At 74.3% G+C, this 16,714-nt stretch carries 11 protein-coding genes and 5 pseudogenes; 6 read left to right on the top strand and 10 right to left on the bottom strand.

What is annotated here, in order from left to right; translation table 11 throughout:
• Positions 1-38: 38 nt before the first annotated feature.
• Genes M2302_RS16340 through M2302_RS16330 form a run of 3 tightly spaced genes read left to right on the top strand, consistent with a single transcriptional unit; the run spans position 39 to position 1,641 of the window.
• Positions 39-515 carry an NUDIX domain-containing protein gene (locus tag M2302_RS16340; protein WP_280838758.1) on the top strand — a complete coding sequence of 159 codons (477 nt, stop codon included), beginning with the start codon at positions 39-41 and terminating at the stop codon, positions 513-515.
• The gene (locus M2302_RS16335; RefSeq protein WP_280838757.1) at positions 509-1,321 is read left to right on the top strand and encodes a ribonuclease HII; all 813 of its coding nucleotides are present in this window, start codon (positions 509-511) and stop codon (positions 1,319-1,321) included. The genes M2302_RS16340 and M2302_RS16335 overlap by 7 nt, the downstream gene beginning before the upstream one ends.
• A complete protein-coding gene (locus M2302_RS16330) occupies positions 1,318-1,641 on the top strand; it encodes a DUF2469 domain-containing protein (protein WP_007075222.1) in 324 nt (107 codons plus the stop codon). The genes M2302_RS16335 and M2302_RS16330 overlap by 4 nt, the downstream gene beginning before the upstream one ends.
• A gap of 166 nt (positions 1,642-1,807) precedes the next feature.
• Here the strand turns inward: M2302_RS16330 and M2302_RS16325 are convergent, their stop codons facing one another.
• A complete protein-coding gene (locus tag M2302_RS16325) occupies positions 1,808-2,914 on the bottom strand; it encodes a sulfite oxidase (RefSeq protein ID WP_280838756.1) in 1,107 nt (368 codons plus the stop codon).
• A gap of 507 nt (positions 2,915-3,421) precedes the next feature.
• Here M2302_RS16325 and M2302_RS16320 point away from each other — a divergent pair.
• Positions 3,422-3,824, top strand: a pseudogene (locus M2302_RS16320) (peptidoglycan DD-metalloendopeptidase family protein); the annotation flags it as partial.
• Between the two features lie 180 nt (positions 3,825-4,004).
• On the opposite strand, the gene M2302_RS16315 reads toward M2302_RS16320, so the two are convergent.
• From M2302_RS16315 to M2302_RS16275, 9 genes and pseudogenes are all read right to left on the bottom strand, one after another.
• Complete coding sequence (locus M2302_RS16315) at positions 4,005-5,186, bottom strand: aminotransferase class V-fold PLP-dependent enzyme (RefSeq protein WP_280838755.1); 1,182 nt, start codon at positions 5,184-5,186, stop codon at positions 4,005-4,007.
• A 186-nt stretch (positions 5,187-5,372) separates the two neighbouring features.
• Positions 5,373-6,545: a tyrosine recombinase XerC gene (locus M2302_RS16310; RefSeq protein WP_280838754.1), complete on the bottom strand. Its 1,173-nt coding sequence runs from the start codon at positions 6,543-6,545 to the stop codon at positions 5,373-5,375.
• A gap of 726 nt (positions 6,546-7,271) precedes the next feature.
• A pseudogene (locus M2302_RS16305) lies at positions 7,272-8,429 on the bottom strand (DNA-processing protein DprA); the annotation flags it as partial.
• Positions 8,426-9,286: pseudogene (locus tag M2302_RS16300) on the bottom strand (ATP-binding protein); the annotation flags it as partial. The pseudogenes M2302_RS16300 and M2302_RS16305, both read right to left, overlap by 4 nt.
• Before the next feature lie 348 nt (positions 9,287-9,634).
• Positions 9,635-11,869, bottom strand: coding sequence for a tetratricopeptide repeat protein (locus tag M2302_RS16295; protein WP_280838753.1), 2,235 nt, complete (start codon positions 11,867-11,869; stop codon positions 9,635-9,637).
• Positions 11,866-12,198 (bottom strand): hypothetical protein, encoded by a 333-nt coding sequence (locus M2302_RS16290; protein WP_280838752.1) that lies wholly within the window; start codon positions 12,196-12,198, stop codon positions 11,866-11,868. The genes M2302_RS16295 and M2302_RS16290 overlap by 4 nt, the downstream gene beginning before the upstream one ends.
• A gap of 344 nt (positions 12,199-12,542) precedes the next feature.
• Positions 12,543-13,217, bottom strand: a complete 675-nt coding sequence (locus M2302_RS16285; protein ID WP_280838751.1) for a hypothetical protein — start codon at positions 13,215-13,217, stop codon at positions 12,543-12,545.
• Positions 13,218-13,517: 300 nt separating this feature from the next.
• A pseudogene (locus M2302_RS16280) lies at positions 13,518-13,724 on the bottom strand (magnesium chelatase domain-containing protein); the annotation flags it as partial.
• A 22-nt stretch (positions 13,725-13,746) separates the two neighbouring features.
• Positions 13,747-14,104 (bottom strand): annotated as a pseudogene (locus tag M2302_RS16275) (YraN family protein).
• A gap of 215 nt (positions 14,105-14,319) precedes the next feature.
• On the opposite strand from M2302_RS16275, the gene M2302_RS16270 reads away from it, so the two are divergent.
• The gene (locus M2302_RS16270; RefSeq protein WP_280838750.1) at positions 14,320-15,285 is read left to right on the top strand and encodes a hypothetical protein; all 966 of its coding nucleotides are present in this window, start codon (positions 14,320-14,322) and stop codon (positions 15,283-15,285) included.
• A gap of 445 nt (positions 15,286-15,730) precedes the next feature.
• On the top strand, positions 15,731-16,612 hold the full coding sequence (rpsB, locus tag M2302_RS16265; RefSeq protein ID WP_280838749.1) for a 30S ribosomal protein S2: 882 nt from the start codon (positions 15,731-15,733) through the stop codon (positions 16,610-16,612).
• Positions 16,613-16,714: the final 102 nt, after the last annotated feature.

Below are 16,714 nucleotides of genomic sequence, written 5' to 3'. Positions count from 1 at the left end.
CGTGGCAGTTCGTCACCGGCGTCTGGCAGGCTGGGGCGGTGACCGTCTACACCCCTCGCCGCGCGGCCCGGGTGCTGCTCGTCGACGCGGGCGGCCGGGTGCTGCTCTTCAGCGGCTGGGACCCGTCCCGTCCCGAGCACCGGTACTGGTTCACCCCGGGCGGCGGGCTGGACCCGGGGGAGACGCCCGCCCAGGCCGCCGCCCGGGAGCTGGCCGAGGAGACCGGGCTGCGGCTGGACCCGGGCGAGCTGGGCGCGCCGGTCTGGTCCGAGACGGTCGAGTTCCCCTTCGACGGCGTCTGGTACCGGCAGGAGCAGGAGTTCTTCCTGGTCCGGGTGGCGGGCTGGGAGGTGGACACCACGGGCTTCACCGACATCGAGCGGGCCAGCGTCTCGGGGCACCGCTGGTGGTCGGTCGACGAACTGACCGCGACCGGCGACCGCTACTACCCGGAGGACCTGCCCGCCGTGCTGACCCGGGCCCTGACCGACCCCAGCGGGGGCGCGCCGTGCTGACGCCCCCGCGCACGGTGGTGCGTCGCGAAGGTGGGCTCTACGCCCTGGAACGGGCCCTGCAACGGCGCGGCTTCCGGCACGTCGCCGGCGCCGACGAGGCCGGCCGGGGCGCCTGCGCCGGGCCGCTGGTCGCCGCCGCCGCGGTGCTGCCCGAGGGGCGGCGCGGTGAGATCGACGGGCTGGCCGACTCCAAGCTGCTCACCCCGGCCAGCCGGGAACGGGTGTACGAGGAGGTCGTCGCCCGCGCCCTGGCGTACGCGGTGGTGATCATCCCGGCCGAGGAGGTCGACGCCCGGGGCCTGCACGTGTGCAACGTCGCGGCGATGCGCCGGGCGCTGGCGTCGCTGACCACCCGGCCGGAGTACGTGCTGACCGACGGCTTCGGCGTGGACGGGCTGGACGTCCCGGGGCTGGCGGTGTGGAAGGGCGACCGGGTGGCGGCCTGCGTGGCGGCGGCCAGCGTGCTGGCCAAGGTCACCCGGGACCGGCTGATGGTGGAGCTGGACGGGCAGTACCCGGGCTACGGCTTCGCCGAGCACAAGGGGTACATCACGCCCGAGCACAGCGAGGCGCTGCGCGAGCGCGGCCCCTGCGTGGAGCACCGGTTCTCGTACGTCAACGTGGCCGCCGTGTCCGGCCGCGCCGGCCGTCCGCCGCGGTCCCGACGGCCCGTCGTCGGGCCCGCGTCCGAGCCGATGGAGCGCTTCGACGCGTCAGGGGGTACCGTCGGCGTGGCGTTGGGCGAGCAGCCTCGGCCTCCGGCGCCGGTGGGGGAAGATGTGGTCATGGAAGGCGGAGTGCGATGAGCGCGGAAGATCTCGAGAAGTACGAGACCGAGATGGAGCTGCAGCTCTACCGGGAGTACCGCGACATTGTCCGCCAGTTCTCCTACGTGGTGGAGACGGAACGCCGCTTCTACCTCGCCAACCAGGTCGACCTGCACGTGCGCAACTCCGACGGCGAGGTCTACTTCGAGGTCGAGATGCACGACGCCTGGGTGTGGGACATGTACCGCCCTGCCCGCTTCGTGAAGAACGTCCGGGTGATGACCTTCAAGGACGTCAACGTCGAGGAGCTGGAGAAGCCCGACATCTCCCTCCCCGCCGACTCCGGCTTCGGCGGCTGACGCACCGCTCTTCCCACCGGCAACCCCCACCCGCCGGCCCGCCCGACCTCTTCCCCCGACCTGCCGCCTGCCTCCTGGCGCCGGGCATTCCGCCCGCCACGGCTGCCCGCGTCGCCCCGGTAGTGCCGTACGCGTCCGGCGCTGCCGTGGCGCGCCGCCTCGCGGGTCAGTCCGCGAGGACCGCGACCTCGACCCGCTGGACCAGGTTGTTGGCGAACCCGCCCCGGTTCCACGGCTGCTCGACCGGCTGGGTCCGCCCCGACGCGTCGGTGGCCCGGGCGCCGAGGACGTACCGGCCCGGCTGCGGCGACCACTCGTACCGCCAGCGCCGCCAGGACCAGTCCCCGCCGCGCGGCGGGTCCACGATGGCCGCTGCCCAGGTCGCCCCGCCGTCGGTGGTCACCTCCACCGAGGTGATCGGCGCGTGCCCGGACCAGGCCCGACCGTCCACCGTGCACGGCCCGGGACGCAGCACCCGGGTGCGGGTCATGAAGTCCGGGAACCCCGGCGGGCGGACCAGGGCGCGCGGCTCGATCCGGGTCACCGGCTCGCCCGGATCGTCGGCGTCCCGGCGCAGCCGGTAGGCCACCGCGTTCTGGTAGCCGTCGAACTCCTCGGTCAGCACGGTGATGCCGCGCAGCCACTTCACGTGCGCCATGCCGTACCAGCCGGGCACGATCAGCCGCAGCGGCGCGCCGTGCTGCGGCAGCAGGGGAGCGCCGTTCATCTCGTACGCCAGCAGCACCTCCTCCCGCAGCGCGTCGGCGACCGGGAGGGCCCGCTGGTAGTCCTGCTCGACACCGCGTTCGACGCCGTGGTCGGCCCCGGTGAAGACGACGTCGACCGCCTCGGGCGCGATGCCGGCCTCACGCAGTAGCGGCGCGAGCGGCGTGCCGGTCCACTCGGCGTTGCCGACCGCCTCCACCAGCCAGGGCTGGCTCACCGGACGCGGGTGCAGCAGCGCCCGACCGTTGCCGGCGCACTCAAGCGTCACCTGCCGGGTCACCCGGGGGCGCGAGCGCAGCTCGTCCAGCCCGAGGATGAGCGGCAGGCGTACCGCCCCGTCGACGGTCAGCGCGTGGCCGGCCGGGTCGACGTCCGGGATGTCGTAGTGGATCAGCAGATAGTGCAGGCCGGCCGGGGTGACGTCGTAGCGCAACGCCTCCAACGGGATGCCGTGGTTGCGGGCGGCCAGTTGCAGCTCCTCGGCGCTGATCGCCTCGTCCGGCCCGGCCACCCGGGAGGGGCGGCTCACATCGTCCACGCTGGTCACGGCGGCCTCCCCGGTATCTGCCCTCGGCGCGTGGGCCCAGCCTAGTCGTCGCGCCGCTCCACCGGCCCGGTGCCGGCGCGGCTCGCGGCCGCGTCCCACGCGCCCGCCGGTCGGGTGCCGGCGCGGCCGGCTCCGCCCCCGTCGCCTAGCAGATCGACTCGATTGGTGGGCGTTGTCCACAGGGCGGCCCCGTCGTCCACAGCGGACGCGCTGTCCGGGTCGGCCGGTGGTCGATGCGGGCATGCTGCGGACATGCGGAGAGCAGTGCGGGCGGTGACGGTGTGGTGGGCGGTCCTGCTGGTCCTCGGCCCCCCGGGCGCCGTCGCCGCGGCGGCCCCCGGACCGGGGGCGGACCGGGCGGGCGGCGCCCGGCCCGTCGCACCGCCGGCCGCCACAGCCACCCGTGCCGCGTCGCCCTCCCCGTCCGGGCCGGCGGTCGGCCGCCGACCGCCCGCGACAGTCGCGGCGGCGCGTGCCACCCTCGGCGCGGCGGCCGGTGCGCCGGCCTTCCGGTGGCCGCTCGCTCGACGGCACGGCCCGTCCGGTGCGGCGCTTCGACCCGCCGCCCCGACCGTGGCTGCCCGGTCATCGCGGGGTCGACCTGGCCGCCGCCGCGGGGGCGACCGTGCGCGCCGCCGGCGCCGGGACGGTGCTCTTCGCGGGCATGGTCGCCGGCCGGCCGGTGGTCACCGTGGGGCACGCGGCGGGCCTGCGGACCACCTACGAGCCGGTCCGACCCGAGGTACGCCCCGGCGACCCGGTCCGGCCCGGCGCGCCGCTCGGCGTGCTGCTGACCGGGCACCCCGGCTGTCCCACCCCGGCCTGCCTGCACTGGGGGCTGCGGCGCGGTGCGGACTACCTCGACCCGCTGGCCCTGCTCGGGCTCGGGCCGGTCCGGCTGCTCCCGGTGCGCGACCCGGACGGCCCGCTCACCGAGCGGATCGCGAGCGGCCCGTTCCCCGGGCGGATGGCGAGCGGCGGGCTCGCCGAGCGGATCGAGAGCGGCCCGCTCACCGGGCAGGCGGCGAGCGGCGCACTCGCCGAGCGGACGGCGAGGGCCGCCTGCCGGTGTGGTCGGCGCGGGCCGGGGTCAGGGCCGGGCGAGCAGCGGGGGCAGCCGGACCGCCAGCCGTTCGTACTCCTCGGCCGTGTTGTAGACCTGCGCGCAGAGCCGTAGCCAGCCCCGACCGTCCCAGGCCATCACCGCCACCTCGGCGGCGAGCCGCTCGGCGATCCGGCCGCCCAGCGCGCGTGCGGTGTCGATGGTGGTGGCCACGCCGGGCGGCAGCGGCACGATCCGCATGGCGACCGCCGGTCCGCCCGGGTCCGGCAGGTCGGCCGGCGCCACCCCGAGGGCGTCCCCGACCACCCGTTGCCCGTACGCGGCCAGCGCCGCGTTGTGCGCCCGCACCCGGTCCAGGCCGAGGCTGCGCAGCGCGTAGAGCCCGGCCGGGGCGCTCAGCCAGCCCGTGTAGTCGAGGGTCGCCTGCCACTCCACGTTGCCCGGGAAGCCGGCTCCCTGCTCCCAGGAGACCACCAGTGGCTCGATCCGCTCCCGCCACGGCGGGGCGACCACCAGCACCGCGGTGCCCCGCGGGGCGAACGCCCACTTGTGCAGGTTGCCCACCCAGAAGTCCGCGCCGACGGCGCCGACGTCGACCGGCAGCATGCCGGGCACGTGCGCCGCGTCCACCAGCACCGGCACGCCCCGCTCCCGGGCCACCTGCACCATGGCCGCTACCGGGAAGAGTCGGGCGGTGGGCGAGGTGAGCTGGTCGACGACGAGCAGTCGGGTCCGCCCGGGTCGCAGACCGGTGCGGACGATCTCGACGACCTCCTCGTCGGTGGCGGTCAGCGGCACCCGCAGCGCCCGGGTGCCCGCCCCGGTACGGCGGCACTCCCGCTCGATGCTGAAGCCGACCGCGCCGTACCCGTGATCGGTGGTGAGCACCTCGTCGCCGGCCCGCAGGCCGAGGGACTGCAGGACCAGCGCGACGCCGGTGGTGGCGTTGCCGACCAGCGCCGTACCGTCCGGATCGGCGCCCAGGAAGGTGGCCAGGTGCCGCCGGGTGTGGCCGATCCGGTCGGCCAGCCCCTGGGTGAAGAAGCGCAGCGGGTTGGACTCCATCTCGTCGCGCAACCGCTGCTGCGCCCGCTGCACGCTGATCGGTACCGCGCCGAACGCGCCGTGGTTGAGGTAGCTGACCGCCGCGTCGAGCGAGAAGAGCAGTCGGGCCCCGGGAATCGGCTCGGGCGGCCGGGCGACGGTCACGCGGTGATCATATCCGTCGACGGATCAACCGTCGTCGGTTCGGCGTCCTCCGGCGGCAGCCCGCCGTCCGCGGCAGCGCGCCGTGCTGCCGGCGGTTCGACCCGGTGCGCCGCCGATCGGGCGACCGCAGTCTGCGGTCGTTGAGCAGCGGCGCGTCGAGGCTGGGGGCGGTGCGCAGCGGGTGGGTCAGGCGCGCGGGTGGGCCTGCCGGTACGCGGCCCGCAGCCGCTCGACCGAGACGTGCGTGTAGATCTGGGTGCTGCCGAGCGAGGAGTGGCCCAGCAGTTCCTGCACGGCGCGCAGGTCCGCGCCGCCCTCCAGCAGGTGCGTCGCCGCCGAGTGCCGCAGCCCGTGCGGGCTGACCCGGGGCAGGCCGAGGGACTCGGCGTACCCGGCCACGATCCGGCGCGCCGTCGTCGGGTTCAGCCGCCCGCCGCGCGCGCCGAGCAGCAGCGCCTCCCCGGAGCCGGGCACCGCCAGGGCGGGCCGCCCGGAGCGCAGCCAGTCGTCGATCGCCCGCTGGGCCGGCACCCCGTACGGCACCGAGCGTTCCCGGCCGCCCTTGCCGAGGACGCGGATCACCCGGCGGCCGTGGTCCACGTCGGCGACGTCCAACCCGCACGCCTCGCTGACCCGTACCCCGGTGCCGTAGAGCAGTTCCAGCAGGACCCGGTCGCGCAGTCGCACCGGTTCGTCCCCGGGGCGGGCGGGGTCGGCTGGACCGTCCTGCCGGGCGGCCCCGGTGGCCGAGTCGTCCCGGCGTCCGTCCGCGTCGGGCCCGGCCGGGTCGGGGCCGGTCGCCGTGTGCCCGGTCGGGTCGGCGGGCCGAGTGAGGTCGTCGTGGCGCGGGCCGACGATGCGTGCGGCCGCGTCGGGGCGGGTGCCGGCGGCGGGCCCGGTCGCTTCGGCGGGCCGGGTGGTGCCGGGACGCCGATCGGGTGCCTCGACGAGGGCGGCGGCCTGGTCGGCCCGGAGCACGGTGGGCAGGTCGCGGTGGGCCCGGGGGCTGGACAGCGGAGCCGCCACGTCGATGGGGAGCACAGCCGCGCGGTGGGCCCAGGCGCTGAAAGTGCGCGCCGCCGCCGCCCGCCGGGCCAGTGACGTCCGGGCCGCACCCACGGTGCGCTGCCGGGCCAGCCAGCTGCGCAGCACCGTCAGGTCCAGCTCGGCGGGTGCGGAGCAGCCCATCCGTACGGCGTGGTCGAGCAGCGAGACCACATCGGCGACGTACGCCCGCACGGTGTGCGCGGACCGGTTGCGCACCCGGGCCAGGTGGTCGGCGAAGTCGTCCACGGCCTCCCGCATGGCGGGTGGCAGCGCCTCGTGGGTGGCCCGGGTGGCCCGCGTCCCGCCCGTCATCGCCCCGCCCGTGCCGTCGACGGGCAGGCCGGAGCGGGGAGGCGTGGCACCGTAGGACGTCCGCCTGGCATGGGCTCAGCGTAGGCGCGTGCCGGGCGATCGGCAGAGGGCTGCGCATCGACACGACGCGGCGCGAGGACGCCCACCGGCCCAGCCGTTCCCTCCCAGGGGCGCGGCGTGGACAAAGTAGACCTGACCTTGCGTGGCGGCGCGCCGTCGGTGCTGGCCGGTGGTGGCGTGGACGGGGAGACTGGAGGCAGGGACGGCGCGTGCGCCGTCGCCCGGTTGCCTCGGCGGGGACGCCGACGGGAGGAGGGGACCGCTCATGGGCCTGGACGTCGTCCTCTACCGGCTGGTCCGTGGCGGCCCCGGCCGTCGGCCGTCCCCGGTCGCGGCGCAGGTGGTGCCCGACCCCGACGACCTGCTGCTCGACCTGCTCAAGCGGGGTCGGGGCGGCGGACGCACCCCGACGCTGGACCGGGTCGACCCGCTCGGTGAGCTGGTGGTCGGGGCGGAGCGGGCACCCCAGCTCCTGACCGAACTGGACTGCCTGGTCGAGGCCGCCCGCACTCCGGCCGAGACCGCGCAGGTGCGGCGGGTCGCGGTGCTGGTCCGCCGGTGCGTACGCGAGCGTGACCTGGAGATCCGGTTCGAGGGGGACTGAGCTCGGTCACCGCCCGGTCCCTCGCCCCGGGCCGGCGGGGCGCGCGCCGACGTGACGGGCCGCGCCAGGGCGTACCCGCCGTCCCGGCGAAGCACCATCGCCAACTCCTCCAGCAGGGAGAGCTTCCGCATCGCCGTCCGTACGTCGACCCCGGCCCGCGCGGCGAGCGCGTCGAGCCCGACCACCCCGCGCCGGGGCAGCGACTCCAGCACCATGGTCGCCTCGTCGTCGAGCAGGTCACCCGGCCGCTCCGGCCCTCGTGCGGGCGGGGCCAGGTCCGTCCCGATTCGGCCGACCTCCTCCAGCACGTGCGGCACCCCGGTCACTAGCCGCGCGGCCGGCTGGTCCCGCAGCACCTCGTGCGCCCCGACCGACATCGCCGAGGTGACCGGGCCCGGCACCACCATCGCCCGCCGGTCCATCGCGATCGCCCGGTTCACCGTCTGGGTCGCGCCGCTGCGGGCCGCCGCCTCCACCAGCACCGTCCCCCGGGTGGCGGCGGCGATCACCCGGTTGCGGATCAGGAACCTCGGCCGCAGCGGGTCGGCGCCGGGCATCCACTCGCTGACCAGCAGCCCGGTCTCGGCGATCCGGTCGAACAGGGCGGCGTTGCCCATCGGGTACGGCCGGTCGACGCCGCAGGCCAGCACGGCCACCGTCAGCCCGCCGGCGGTCAACGCGCCCCGGTGCGCCGCCGCGTCGATGCCGAACGCCCCGCCGGAGACCACGGTCCAGTCCCGCTCCGCCAGCCCGTACCCGATCTCGGTGGCGACGTGCAGGCCGTACCCGGTGGCGGCCCGCGCGCCGACCACCGCGACGGAGCGGTCCAGCGCCTCGCCGAGCGGCCAGCCGCCGCGTACCCAGAAGCAGAGCGGCGGGGCGGTCTCCAGGTCGACCCGCCGGCTCGTTCCGGACAGCACCAGCCCGTGAAGGTCGTCGAGGCGGGCGGGCCACTCCTCGTCCTCGGGCGTGAGGACGCGGGCACCGATCCGCTCGGTACGGGCGAGCGCGTCGGCGGCGACGGCGCGGGCGTCCTCGCCGGCCATGCGCGCCGACACCGCCGTACGCAAGCTCGCCTCCGGCGCGCCCCCGTCGAGCAGCAGGTCCAGCGCCGCCACCGGACCGAGCTGCTGGACCAGCCGGTGCACCGACCGGGTGCCCGGCTCGGTGAGCCAGGTCAGCGCCACCCGGGCCAGCAGCCGCTCCTCGCTGGTGCTCATGCTCCCTCTCCCGTCCTGAGCTGGATGGCCTCCAACACGTCCTCGCGCTGCGGCCTGGCCCGCCCGTCGAGGTCCGCGATGGTCCAGGCCGGCCGGATAATCCGGTCGAAGCCACGGGCCGAGACGGCCCCCGAGTCCAGCCGGCCGCGCAGCTCGGCGGTGTCCCGGGCGGGCAGCCGCCAGGGCGGCCGTCGCAGGTACGGGCCCGGGATCTCGGCGTTGAGCCCGCGACCCACCGGAGCCCAGCGCAGCGCCGCGGCCTGCCGGGCCGTGGCGACCCGGGCCGCCACGGTCGCCGAGGACTCGCTGGCCACGGCCGCCTCCATCAGCTCCGCCGCCCGCACCGGCAGCAGCTTCACCTGCACGTCGATCCGGTCCAGCAACGGCCCGGAGAGCCGGCCCAGGTACCGCCGCCGGGCCAGCGGACTGCACTCGCAGTACGCGTCGCCGGCCGGCTTCGCGCACGGACACGGATTGGCGGCCAGCACCAACTGGCTGCGGGCCGGGTACTCGGTGCCGCCCCCGCTGCGGGCCAGCTGGATCCGGCCGTGCTCCAGCGGTTGCCGCAGCGCCTCCAGTGCGCCCTTGCTGAACTCGGGCGCCTCGTCGAGGAAGAGCACGCCACGGTGGGCCAGCGAGACGGCCCCCGGCCGGGCCAGCCCGGACCCGCCGCCGACCAGGGAGGGGATGGTCGCCGTGTGGTGCGGGGCCTGGAACGGCGGCCGGCGCAGCAGCCGGCCGCCCGGCGGGAGCAGCCCGGCGATCGAGTGCAGGGCGGTGACCTCCAGCGCGGCGGCGTCGTCCAGCTCCGGCAGGATCGAGGGGAGCCGCTCGGCGAGCATGGTCTTGCCGGTGCCTATGTCCCCTTCGAATTCCCGCCAGTTCTGCGCATCGATGTTTGCAAGATTGCAATCAAGCGTTGTTCCTGTTCGGATTTGATACGCCAAGTCGATCTGGACTTCAGAAGAAGTGCTCGGCGAGCATCGGACCGTGGCTCCCTGGGGCGGGTCGCGGTGGTTCGGGTGGGTCGTTTCCTGCCCTGTGGCTGTCTGTAGTGGGGGATCTCCTGCTCGCGGCCCCTTGACCGCAAGCCTTTGGGGCATGACGGCGCCGAAGGCGTGGGGGACAAGCCCGCAGCCATGCCAATGGGCGGCGCGAAGCCCACCCGTGTTTCGCGTGCACGGCGGACCGTTTGCAAGATCAGGTCAGGGGTCGGCTTGCCACGCCCGCAACGCCCTGGCCGCCGCTACGGTCTCGGGGTGTTCGTCGCCGAGGAGCCGCTCCCGGTCGGCGACCACCGTCTTGAGGAGGTTGATGGCGTCGGTGGTGCGTCCGGCCTGCCGGTAGGAGGCGGCGAGGTTGGCGCGGGCGGTCAGTGTGTGCGGGTGTTCGTCGCCGAGGCGCCGCTCCCGGTCGGCGAGCACCTTTTCCCCGATGGTGATGGCTTCGGTGGTGCGTCCGGCCTGTCGGTAGGAGGCGGCGAGGTTGCCGCGGACGGTCAGCGTGTCCGGGTGGTCGTCGCCGAGGAGCCGCGCGGAGTCGGCGACGACCTTTTCCTTGATGGTGATGGCGTCGGTGGTGCGTCCAGCCTGGTGGTAGGAGGAGGCGAGGTTGGCGCGGGCGGTCAGTGTGTCCGGGTGGTCGTCGCCGAGGAGCCGCTCCCGGTCGGCGAGCACCTTTTCCTCGATGGTGATCGCGTCAGCGGTGCGTCCGGCCTGCCAGTAGGAGGCGGCGAGGTTGGCGCGGGCGGTCAGCGTGTCCGGGTGGTCGTCGCCGAGGAGCCGCTCCCGGTCGGCGACGACCTTTTCCTCGATGGTGATGGCGTCGGCGGTGCGTCCGGCCTGCCAGTAGGAGGCGGCGAGGTTGGCGCGGGCGGTCAGGGTGTCCGGGTGTTCGTCGCCGAGGAGTCGCGCGGCTTGTTCGGTCATGTGGTGCCAGTAGGTGGTGGCGGGGGTGGGTAGGCCTGCGCGGAGCAGGCTGTTGCCGGACTGGTAGAGCAGCGGGTGTCCGTGGGGGTGCCAGAGCAGGTCGCCGGCGATGTCGGCGAGGGTGGTGGTGTTGGTGCGTAGCGTGGCGGTGAGGTCGGGGGTGGTGTGGTCGTTGGCTGGCCACAGGTGTAGCAGGGCGTCGGCGGCGGCGTGGGCGAGTGTGGCCGTGTTGGTGGTGGTGGTTTCTCGGGTGGCGCGGGCGGTGAGGGCGTGGATGCGTACGGCGCGGGGGCCGTTGGTGGGGGTGTGGGTGAGCAGGCTGTAGCGGTGTAGCAGCCGCAGGGCCTTGCGTGCCTGGTCCGGGGTGACGGGCTGGCCGGTGTTGTGGGTGCGGTGGGTGGTCAGGTAGTCGGTGACGGCGGTGGTGGTCCAGAGGGTGTCGGGGTGGCCGTTCGGGTCGAGGAGGGCGGCCAGGGCGAGGGCGGGACGGGCCAGTCCGGCGGGGGTCGTGGTGTCGGCGGCGTCGAGGGCGAGGAGGAGGGTGACGGTCACGGGTCGGCCGTAGGCGTCGGGGTCGGCGTCTGCGGGCATGAGTTCCGCCAACTGTTCGCGCCTCGTGTAGCGGGCCAGGTAGGCCGCGCAGCTCTCCTCTTGGTTGATCATGTAGGCGGTGGCGTGGGACAACGCCAGGGGCAGGTGCCCCAACGCCGCGGCCAGGTCGCCGGCGCTGCCGTCGAGCAGGTGGGCCAGCTGGGCGTTGGTGAGCCGGTCGGTCAGGTACGCCAGCGACTCACCCTCGGTGTACACGTCGACGTCGAATTTCTGCCGGCCGGAGCTGGTGAGGGTGGCGTCTTGTAGGCGGGTGGTGGCCACAGTCCATCCGGTAGACCGGTGCGGCGGCCACCACCGGGTCAGGTGGGCGGGGTCGGTGATGTCGTCGAGGACGACCAGCCAGGTGCGGTCGGTGATGTGCAGCCACTCCAGCAACGCCCCAGCATCCGCGACCGGATCCGTGCCGTCCGCGCCAGGCACACCGACCCGTACCGCCGCGCGGGCGTAGGTGGTGATGACCTGGTCGGGGCTGCTCGCAGGCACCCACACGAGCAGGTCCGTGCCATGCTCGACGGCGTCGTGGGCGAACCACGCCGCCAGCTGCGACTTCCCGACACCCCCGCCGCCGGCCAGAACCTGCGTCCCCGCAGCCGCGCTGCCGGCACCGTCCTCCGGTTGGGTCAGGACGATGTCGTCACCGCGGCGACGGGCAGCCAGGATCTGCTCCCGCAGGCCTCGTCGAGGTTGGAACGCCGACGCCAACGGGGGAGGCTGCCCCACCAGCGCCGGCCACACCGGTACCGCGCGGGGATGGTGATGGTGCTCGTGATACTCGGACGTGACATCGCCGATGATGACGCCGGTGTTGGCGAGACCAGCGCGGTCGGCTGACGCGTTTCCGGACCCGGTGACCGTAGCCGCGTCAGGCGTCGTGTCCGGTGGAGTCTCGCTGGTGGTCACGGTCGGGGACCGCGCTGGATGCCGGTGTTGGCCACCGAACCCGGCCCCTCGGCGGTCGCGTCCCCCGAACGCGTGACCTGCGCCGGCCGACCGTCACCAGCAGCCTGCAACCCGGTATTGGCCCGACCGCCGCCCGTGGCGGTGGCCTTCCCGGACTCCTCAACCCGATCCGGATCAGGCATCGACACACCCCCTGGCTGGGGCCGGGGCAGCAGATACGGCGCACCCAAAGCGACCAACGCCACCACGGCCCCGATACTGCTGGCCACCTTGTCCGCCTTGTCGAGGCCGACAGCGGCAAGGTAGACCACCAGCGCCATGACGATCACGCCGAAGACGACACGCCCGGCCCACACCCACCGCGGACTCCGACCGGGCATCGCACCCACCTCCCACGATCAGGGGCATGATCAAATGCTGATGGTTGACTCCAGCTACGAACACATCCACCTCAAGCGATCCCGACATCACCGTTCCGTGACTGTCTTAACCGGTGATTAAGTGGTTGGCCGCAGTGGGTGGGTCGAGGTCGCCAAGGGTTAAGGTCCTCAGCTTGCCGGAGCGCTCGCCGACCGTGGGTGCTCCGGCGAGCAGGTCGGCGCGGCGGCAACAGAACGCGCGGAGAACGTGACGCGGGTAGCGTGCGGGCGGCGCAGTGATGCCTGAGCGTGTCCTATAGGCCCTGGTCCTCGCGGTACATGGTCAGGTAGTCCACCGCACCGAGCAGGTAGGTGATCACGTTGCCGCACACCTCGCGCAACTGAACGATGTTCACCTGCTCGACCGGTACACGCCCGCTCGCGTCCGGGGCGCGGTGGAGGCGGAAGGTGCTGGCCGTCGGCTTGCGAACCTGCGAGTACCGGAAGGCATCCCCGCTCGGATCGAGCTCGTGTAGCTCCCCGATGGTCTTCGCGACGTCCGGCGCCATCGTCTTGTCCGCCGCGTGCATCGACAGGACCGCGAAACAGGCGTCGAGTTGGGCGGCCAGCTCGTTCAGGTCATGGGTTGCGAGCCACGTATCGGCTGCGACCGGCTTGTTGCGGCGGGTCAGGGTCGGTTGCGGGTGACCGTCGTGGTCCAGGCACTCCCACGCCTCCCGCAGCGCCTGCTTGAGCAGCAGTTCGATCGCGTGCCGATACGTGTAAACGATCGGTAGGAACAGCCCGTCGTCAGGACCACGCGTGATCCAGTTCTCCACGGCGATGTCCGCCATCCGGCGGAAGCCGTACGCGATGACGGCGTCGTCGGACGTCAAGTCCCCGACCACGGCGTTGTGGTGCCAGTCGGCACCGGCCGGCACCCACCCGAACTGGTCCGTACCCGTCTGCTGTGTCACACGCACCATCATCGTCGCGAGATTGAACCGGCCGCCACTGCGTTTCGCCGTGGACCACGCGGTCGTCGCTCAGACATGCGCCGAGATTGCGGCGGTAGCATCTGGTAACCATCGGCGACGGAGCACTCATCGCGCCGACCATGGCGATCAGCAAGACACGGGCACCGTCGGATACTGATCAACGAACCGGATCTGCGAAAGTGTGTCAGATTCCGGGATGGGGCTTGCCCGCGCCGAAGCAGGTCAGCCGGTGCAGCGTGTCGACCGCCCGGACCCGGATCCCGGGGATGACCGCCGCCTCGGCGGCGTTCTCAGGTTGAGCGTGATCCGCCGGTTGGGCCAGCGCTGACCCGAGTTGACGATGGCGGCCCGCACCCGGTCGCGCGCCTCGTGCAGGGCGCTGTCAGGCAGCCCCGAGATGACCACCGCCGGCAGCCCGGCGGCCAGGTCGGCCTCGACCTCGACCAGGTGGCCGGTGACCCCGACCAGCCCCACGCTGAACACCTTGGCGTAGCTCACGCCAGCACCCCCGGCGTACGCATCAGAACGCTCCCTTGAGGTGCTCGACGCGGGGCGCGCCGGTGGCGGGCAGCCGGACCGCTAGCACGTCGAAGCGCACTTCGTCGGCGTCGACCCCGCTCTCGGCGAGCCAGCGGGCGGCGAGCCCGCGCAACCGGCGGGCCTTGGCCGGCACGACCGCCTCGGCCGGGTGCCGTAGTCGTCGGTGCGTCTGGTCTTCACCTCGCAGAAGGCGAGCACCCGGCCGTCCCAGGCGATGATGTCGATCTCTCCGTCGGGGCAGCGCCAGTTGCGGGCGACCGCCGCAGTCCGGCCCCGATCAGGTGCCGGACGGCGCACCGCTCGCCGTACGCGCCGACCGCCTGGTTCCGCTTCGTCATGCCGGTCAGGGCGGTCCGGCCGGCGGCCGCGCCGGGGCCCGCGGCGGGGGGCCTGTGGACGACGAGCCGGCCTGCGGACAGGCGGACGATCATGGGTGTCCCGTGCTAGGGGCCCGGCCGCCGCCGGCGGGGGAGGGCTCCGCCGCCGAATAGCCCGGACCTGTGCCGGGAGGGACGAATGGCGCCGGTGGGGTGGGTCGCATACGGTGCCGGACGTGGACGCACGACGGAGCTATCCCGAAGATCAGGAGTCGCGCTGGTACCCCGCCGGGCAGGAGCGCGGCTACGGCGAGCCGGACAGGCGCGGCGCGGGCGAGTCCCGCATCCGGGACGACGAGTACCCGACCCCCGAGCAGCGCGCCGCGGAGGAGGGCCGGTTCGCCGATCCGGGCGGCCCGGGACGGTACGGCCAGACCGGGCGTTACGCCACGGCGGACCCGCTCGGTGACTCCCGGGGCGAGTCCGAGGGATACCGCCCGACCCGCTCACGCCGTGCCGACGACCCCGACGTCTCGGGCGAGCTGCCGGGCGACCGCCCCGGCCGGCGGGCGGCCCGGGAGACTGCCGACCCCCTCACCACCACCGGGGCGGGTCCGCTGACCTCCGTCGACCGGCTCTCCACCACCGGTGCCGGGCCGCTGACCAGCGGTGTCGACCGACTCGGCGGCCCCGGGTCGGCCGGCGTGGAGGTGGGGGAGCGGCCGGGTCCGGTCCGGTCCGCTCCGCTGGGCGGGTACCCGATCGTCGAGCCGCCCCGCCCCGCCGAGCAGGCGCACCCGTTGGAGATGCCGACCGGCCCGATGCCCCCGGTCATGCCCCGCCTGGACGGCCCGATGGGCCCCGAGGCGGCGTACCGTCCGGCCGGCGGGTCCTCCGACGGCGTCTACCGGACCCGCCGGCCGGCGCTGGCGGTGGTCCTCGTCGTGCTGGTGCTGGTCTTCGAGCTTCCCGCGCTGCGGGTGCTGCTGCACGGCCTGACCGGCGACCCGGTCTCGACGTCGCACGTCGTCGTGGGCACCTTCCTCGTCACCGGGCTGCCGATCTTCGCCGCCGGCCTGTACGGGCTGCGCACCGGCGGCCTGGCGATGGCCGACGGGGCGCGGGGCTGGCTGCGCCCGCCGACCGCCTACCTGACCGTCGGGCTGGTGCTCTTCCTCGCCGCCGCGCTCGCCGCCGGCTGACGCGGGCGCCGCCGCGCTCGCCGCCGGCTGACGCGGGCGCCGCCGCGCTCGCCGCCGGCTGACGCGGGCGCAGCGCGCTCGGCGTCGGCTGACCCGGGCGGGACGCCGCCGGCCGACCCGAGCCGGCCGGCGGTCGCCCTGCCCGGGGCCCGGGTCGGTGCGGTGCGGTGCAGGTGCCGGAGATCCCGTCGGCGTGCCGCGTCCGGATTCGCGACGGGAGCATCGGGTTCGCGCACCCGCCAGCTCGGTGGCGCGACAGGCGCGTACACTGGTCGACTGGCGACCGCCTCGCGCGGTCGACCTCGCGCGCCCTCTCCACGGTTCGTCGTGGGGCGGCGGCCTCCCTGGTCCCGATCTTGGTCGGGTCCGTCATGGCCGACGACCGGGCGCCAGGCGTCCGGCCGCCGGCCGGACGGGACAACCAGGGACAATAGGAGTACCCACCATGGCCGTCGTGACCATGCGTCAGCTGCTGGAGAGCGGTGTCCACTTCGGGCACCAGACCCGGCGCTGGAACCCGAAGATGAAGCGCTTCATCTTCACCGAGCGCAACGGTATCTACATCATCGACCTGCGCCAGACCCTCGACTACATCGAGAAGGCCTACGAGTTCGTGCGTGGGACCGTCGCCGAGGGTGGCAGCATCCTCTTCGTCGGCACCAAGAAGCAGGCCCAGGAGGCCATCGCCGAGCAGGCGACCCGGGTCGGCCAGCCGTACGTCAACCACCGCTGGCTCGGTGGCATGCTGACCAACTTCCAGACGGTGTACAAGCGCCTTCAGCGGATGAAGGAGCTGGAGGCCCTGGGTGACCTGACCGGCACCGCCGCGGGTTACACCAAGAAGGAGACCCTGCAGCTGTTCCGCGAGAAGACCAAGCTCACCAAGACCCTCGGTGGTCTGCGGGACATGCAGAAGCTCCCGGCCGCGATCTGGGTGGTCGACACCAAGAAGGAGCACATCGCCGTCGACGAGGCCCGCAAGCTGGGCATCCCGGTGATCGCGGTGCTCGACACCAACTGCGACCCGGACGAGGTCGACTTCCCGATCCCGGGCAACGACGACGCGATCCGCTCGGCCGAGCTGCTGACCAGGGTCGTGGCCGCCGCCGTCGCCGACGGTCTGATCGCTCGCTCCGGCCGCCGCCGGGGCACCGACGAGAAGCCCGAGCCGGGCCAGGTTGGCGCCGACGAGCCGCTGGCCGAGTGGGAGCGCGAGCTGCTCGAGGAGCCGAAGAAGGCCGACGAGCAGCCGGCGCAGCAGGCTGAGCAGCCGGCGCAGCAGGCTGAGCAGCCGGCCGAGCAGCCGGCGACCGCCGCCGCGGAGTGAGCGCACCGCCGCTTCCCCACCGTCCGTTTTCACCGACGGTGGGGAAGCGGCGGGTACGCCGGGCACATCCGGCCCGGATCCGGGTAACCGGCACCCAGACCA

It is taken from the genome of Micromonospora sp. A200, from assembly GCF_029893845.1.
Lineage (GTDB): Bacteria > Actinomycetota > Actinomycetes > Mycobacteriales > Micromonosporaceae > Micromonospora > Micromonospora purpureochromogenes.
Note: the sequence above shows the minus strand (reverse complement) of the source record. Positions and strands in the feature narration are given on the sequence as shown.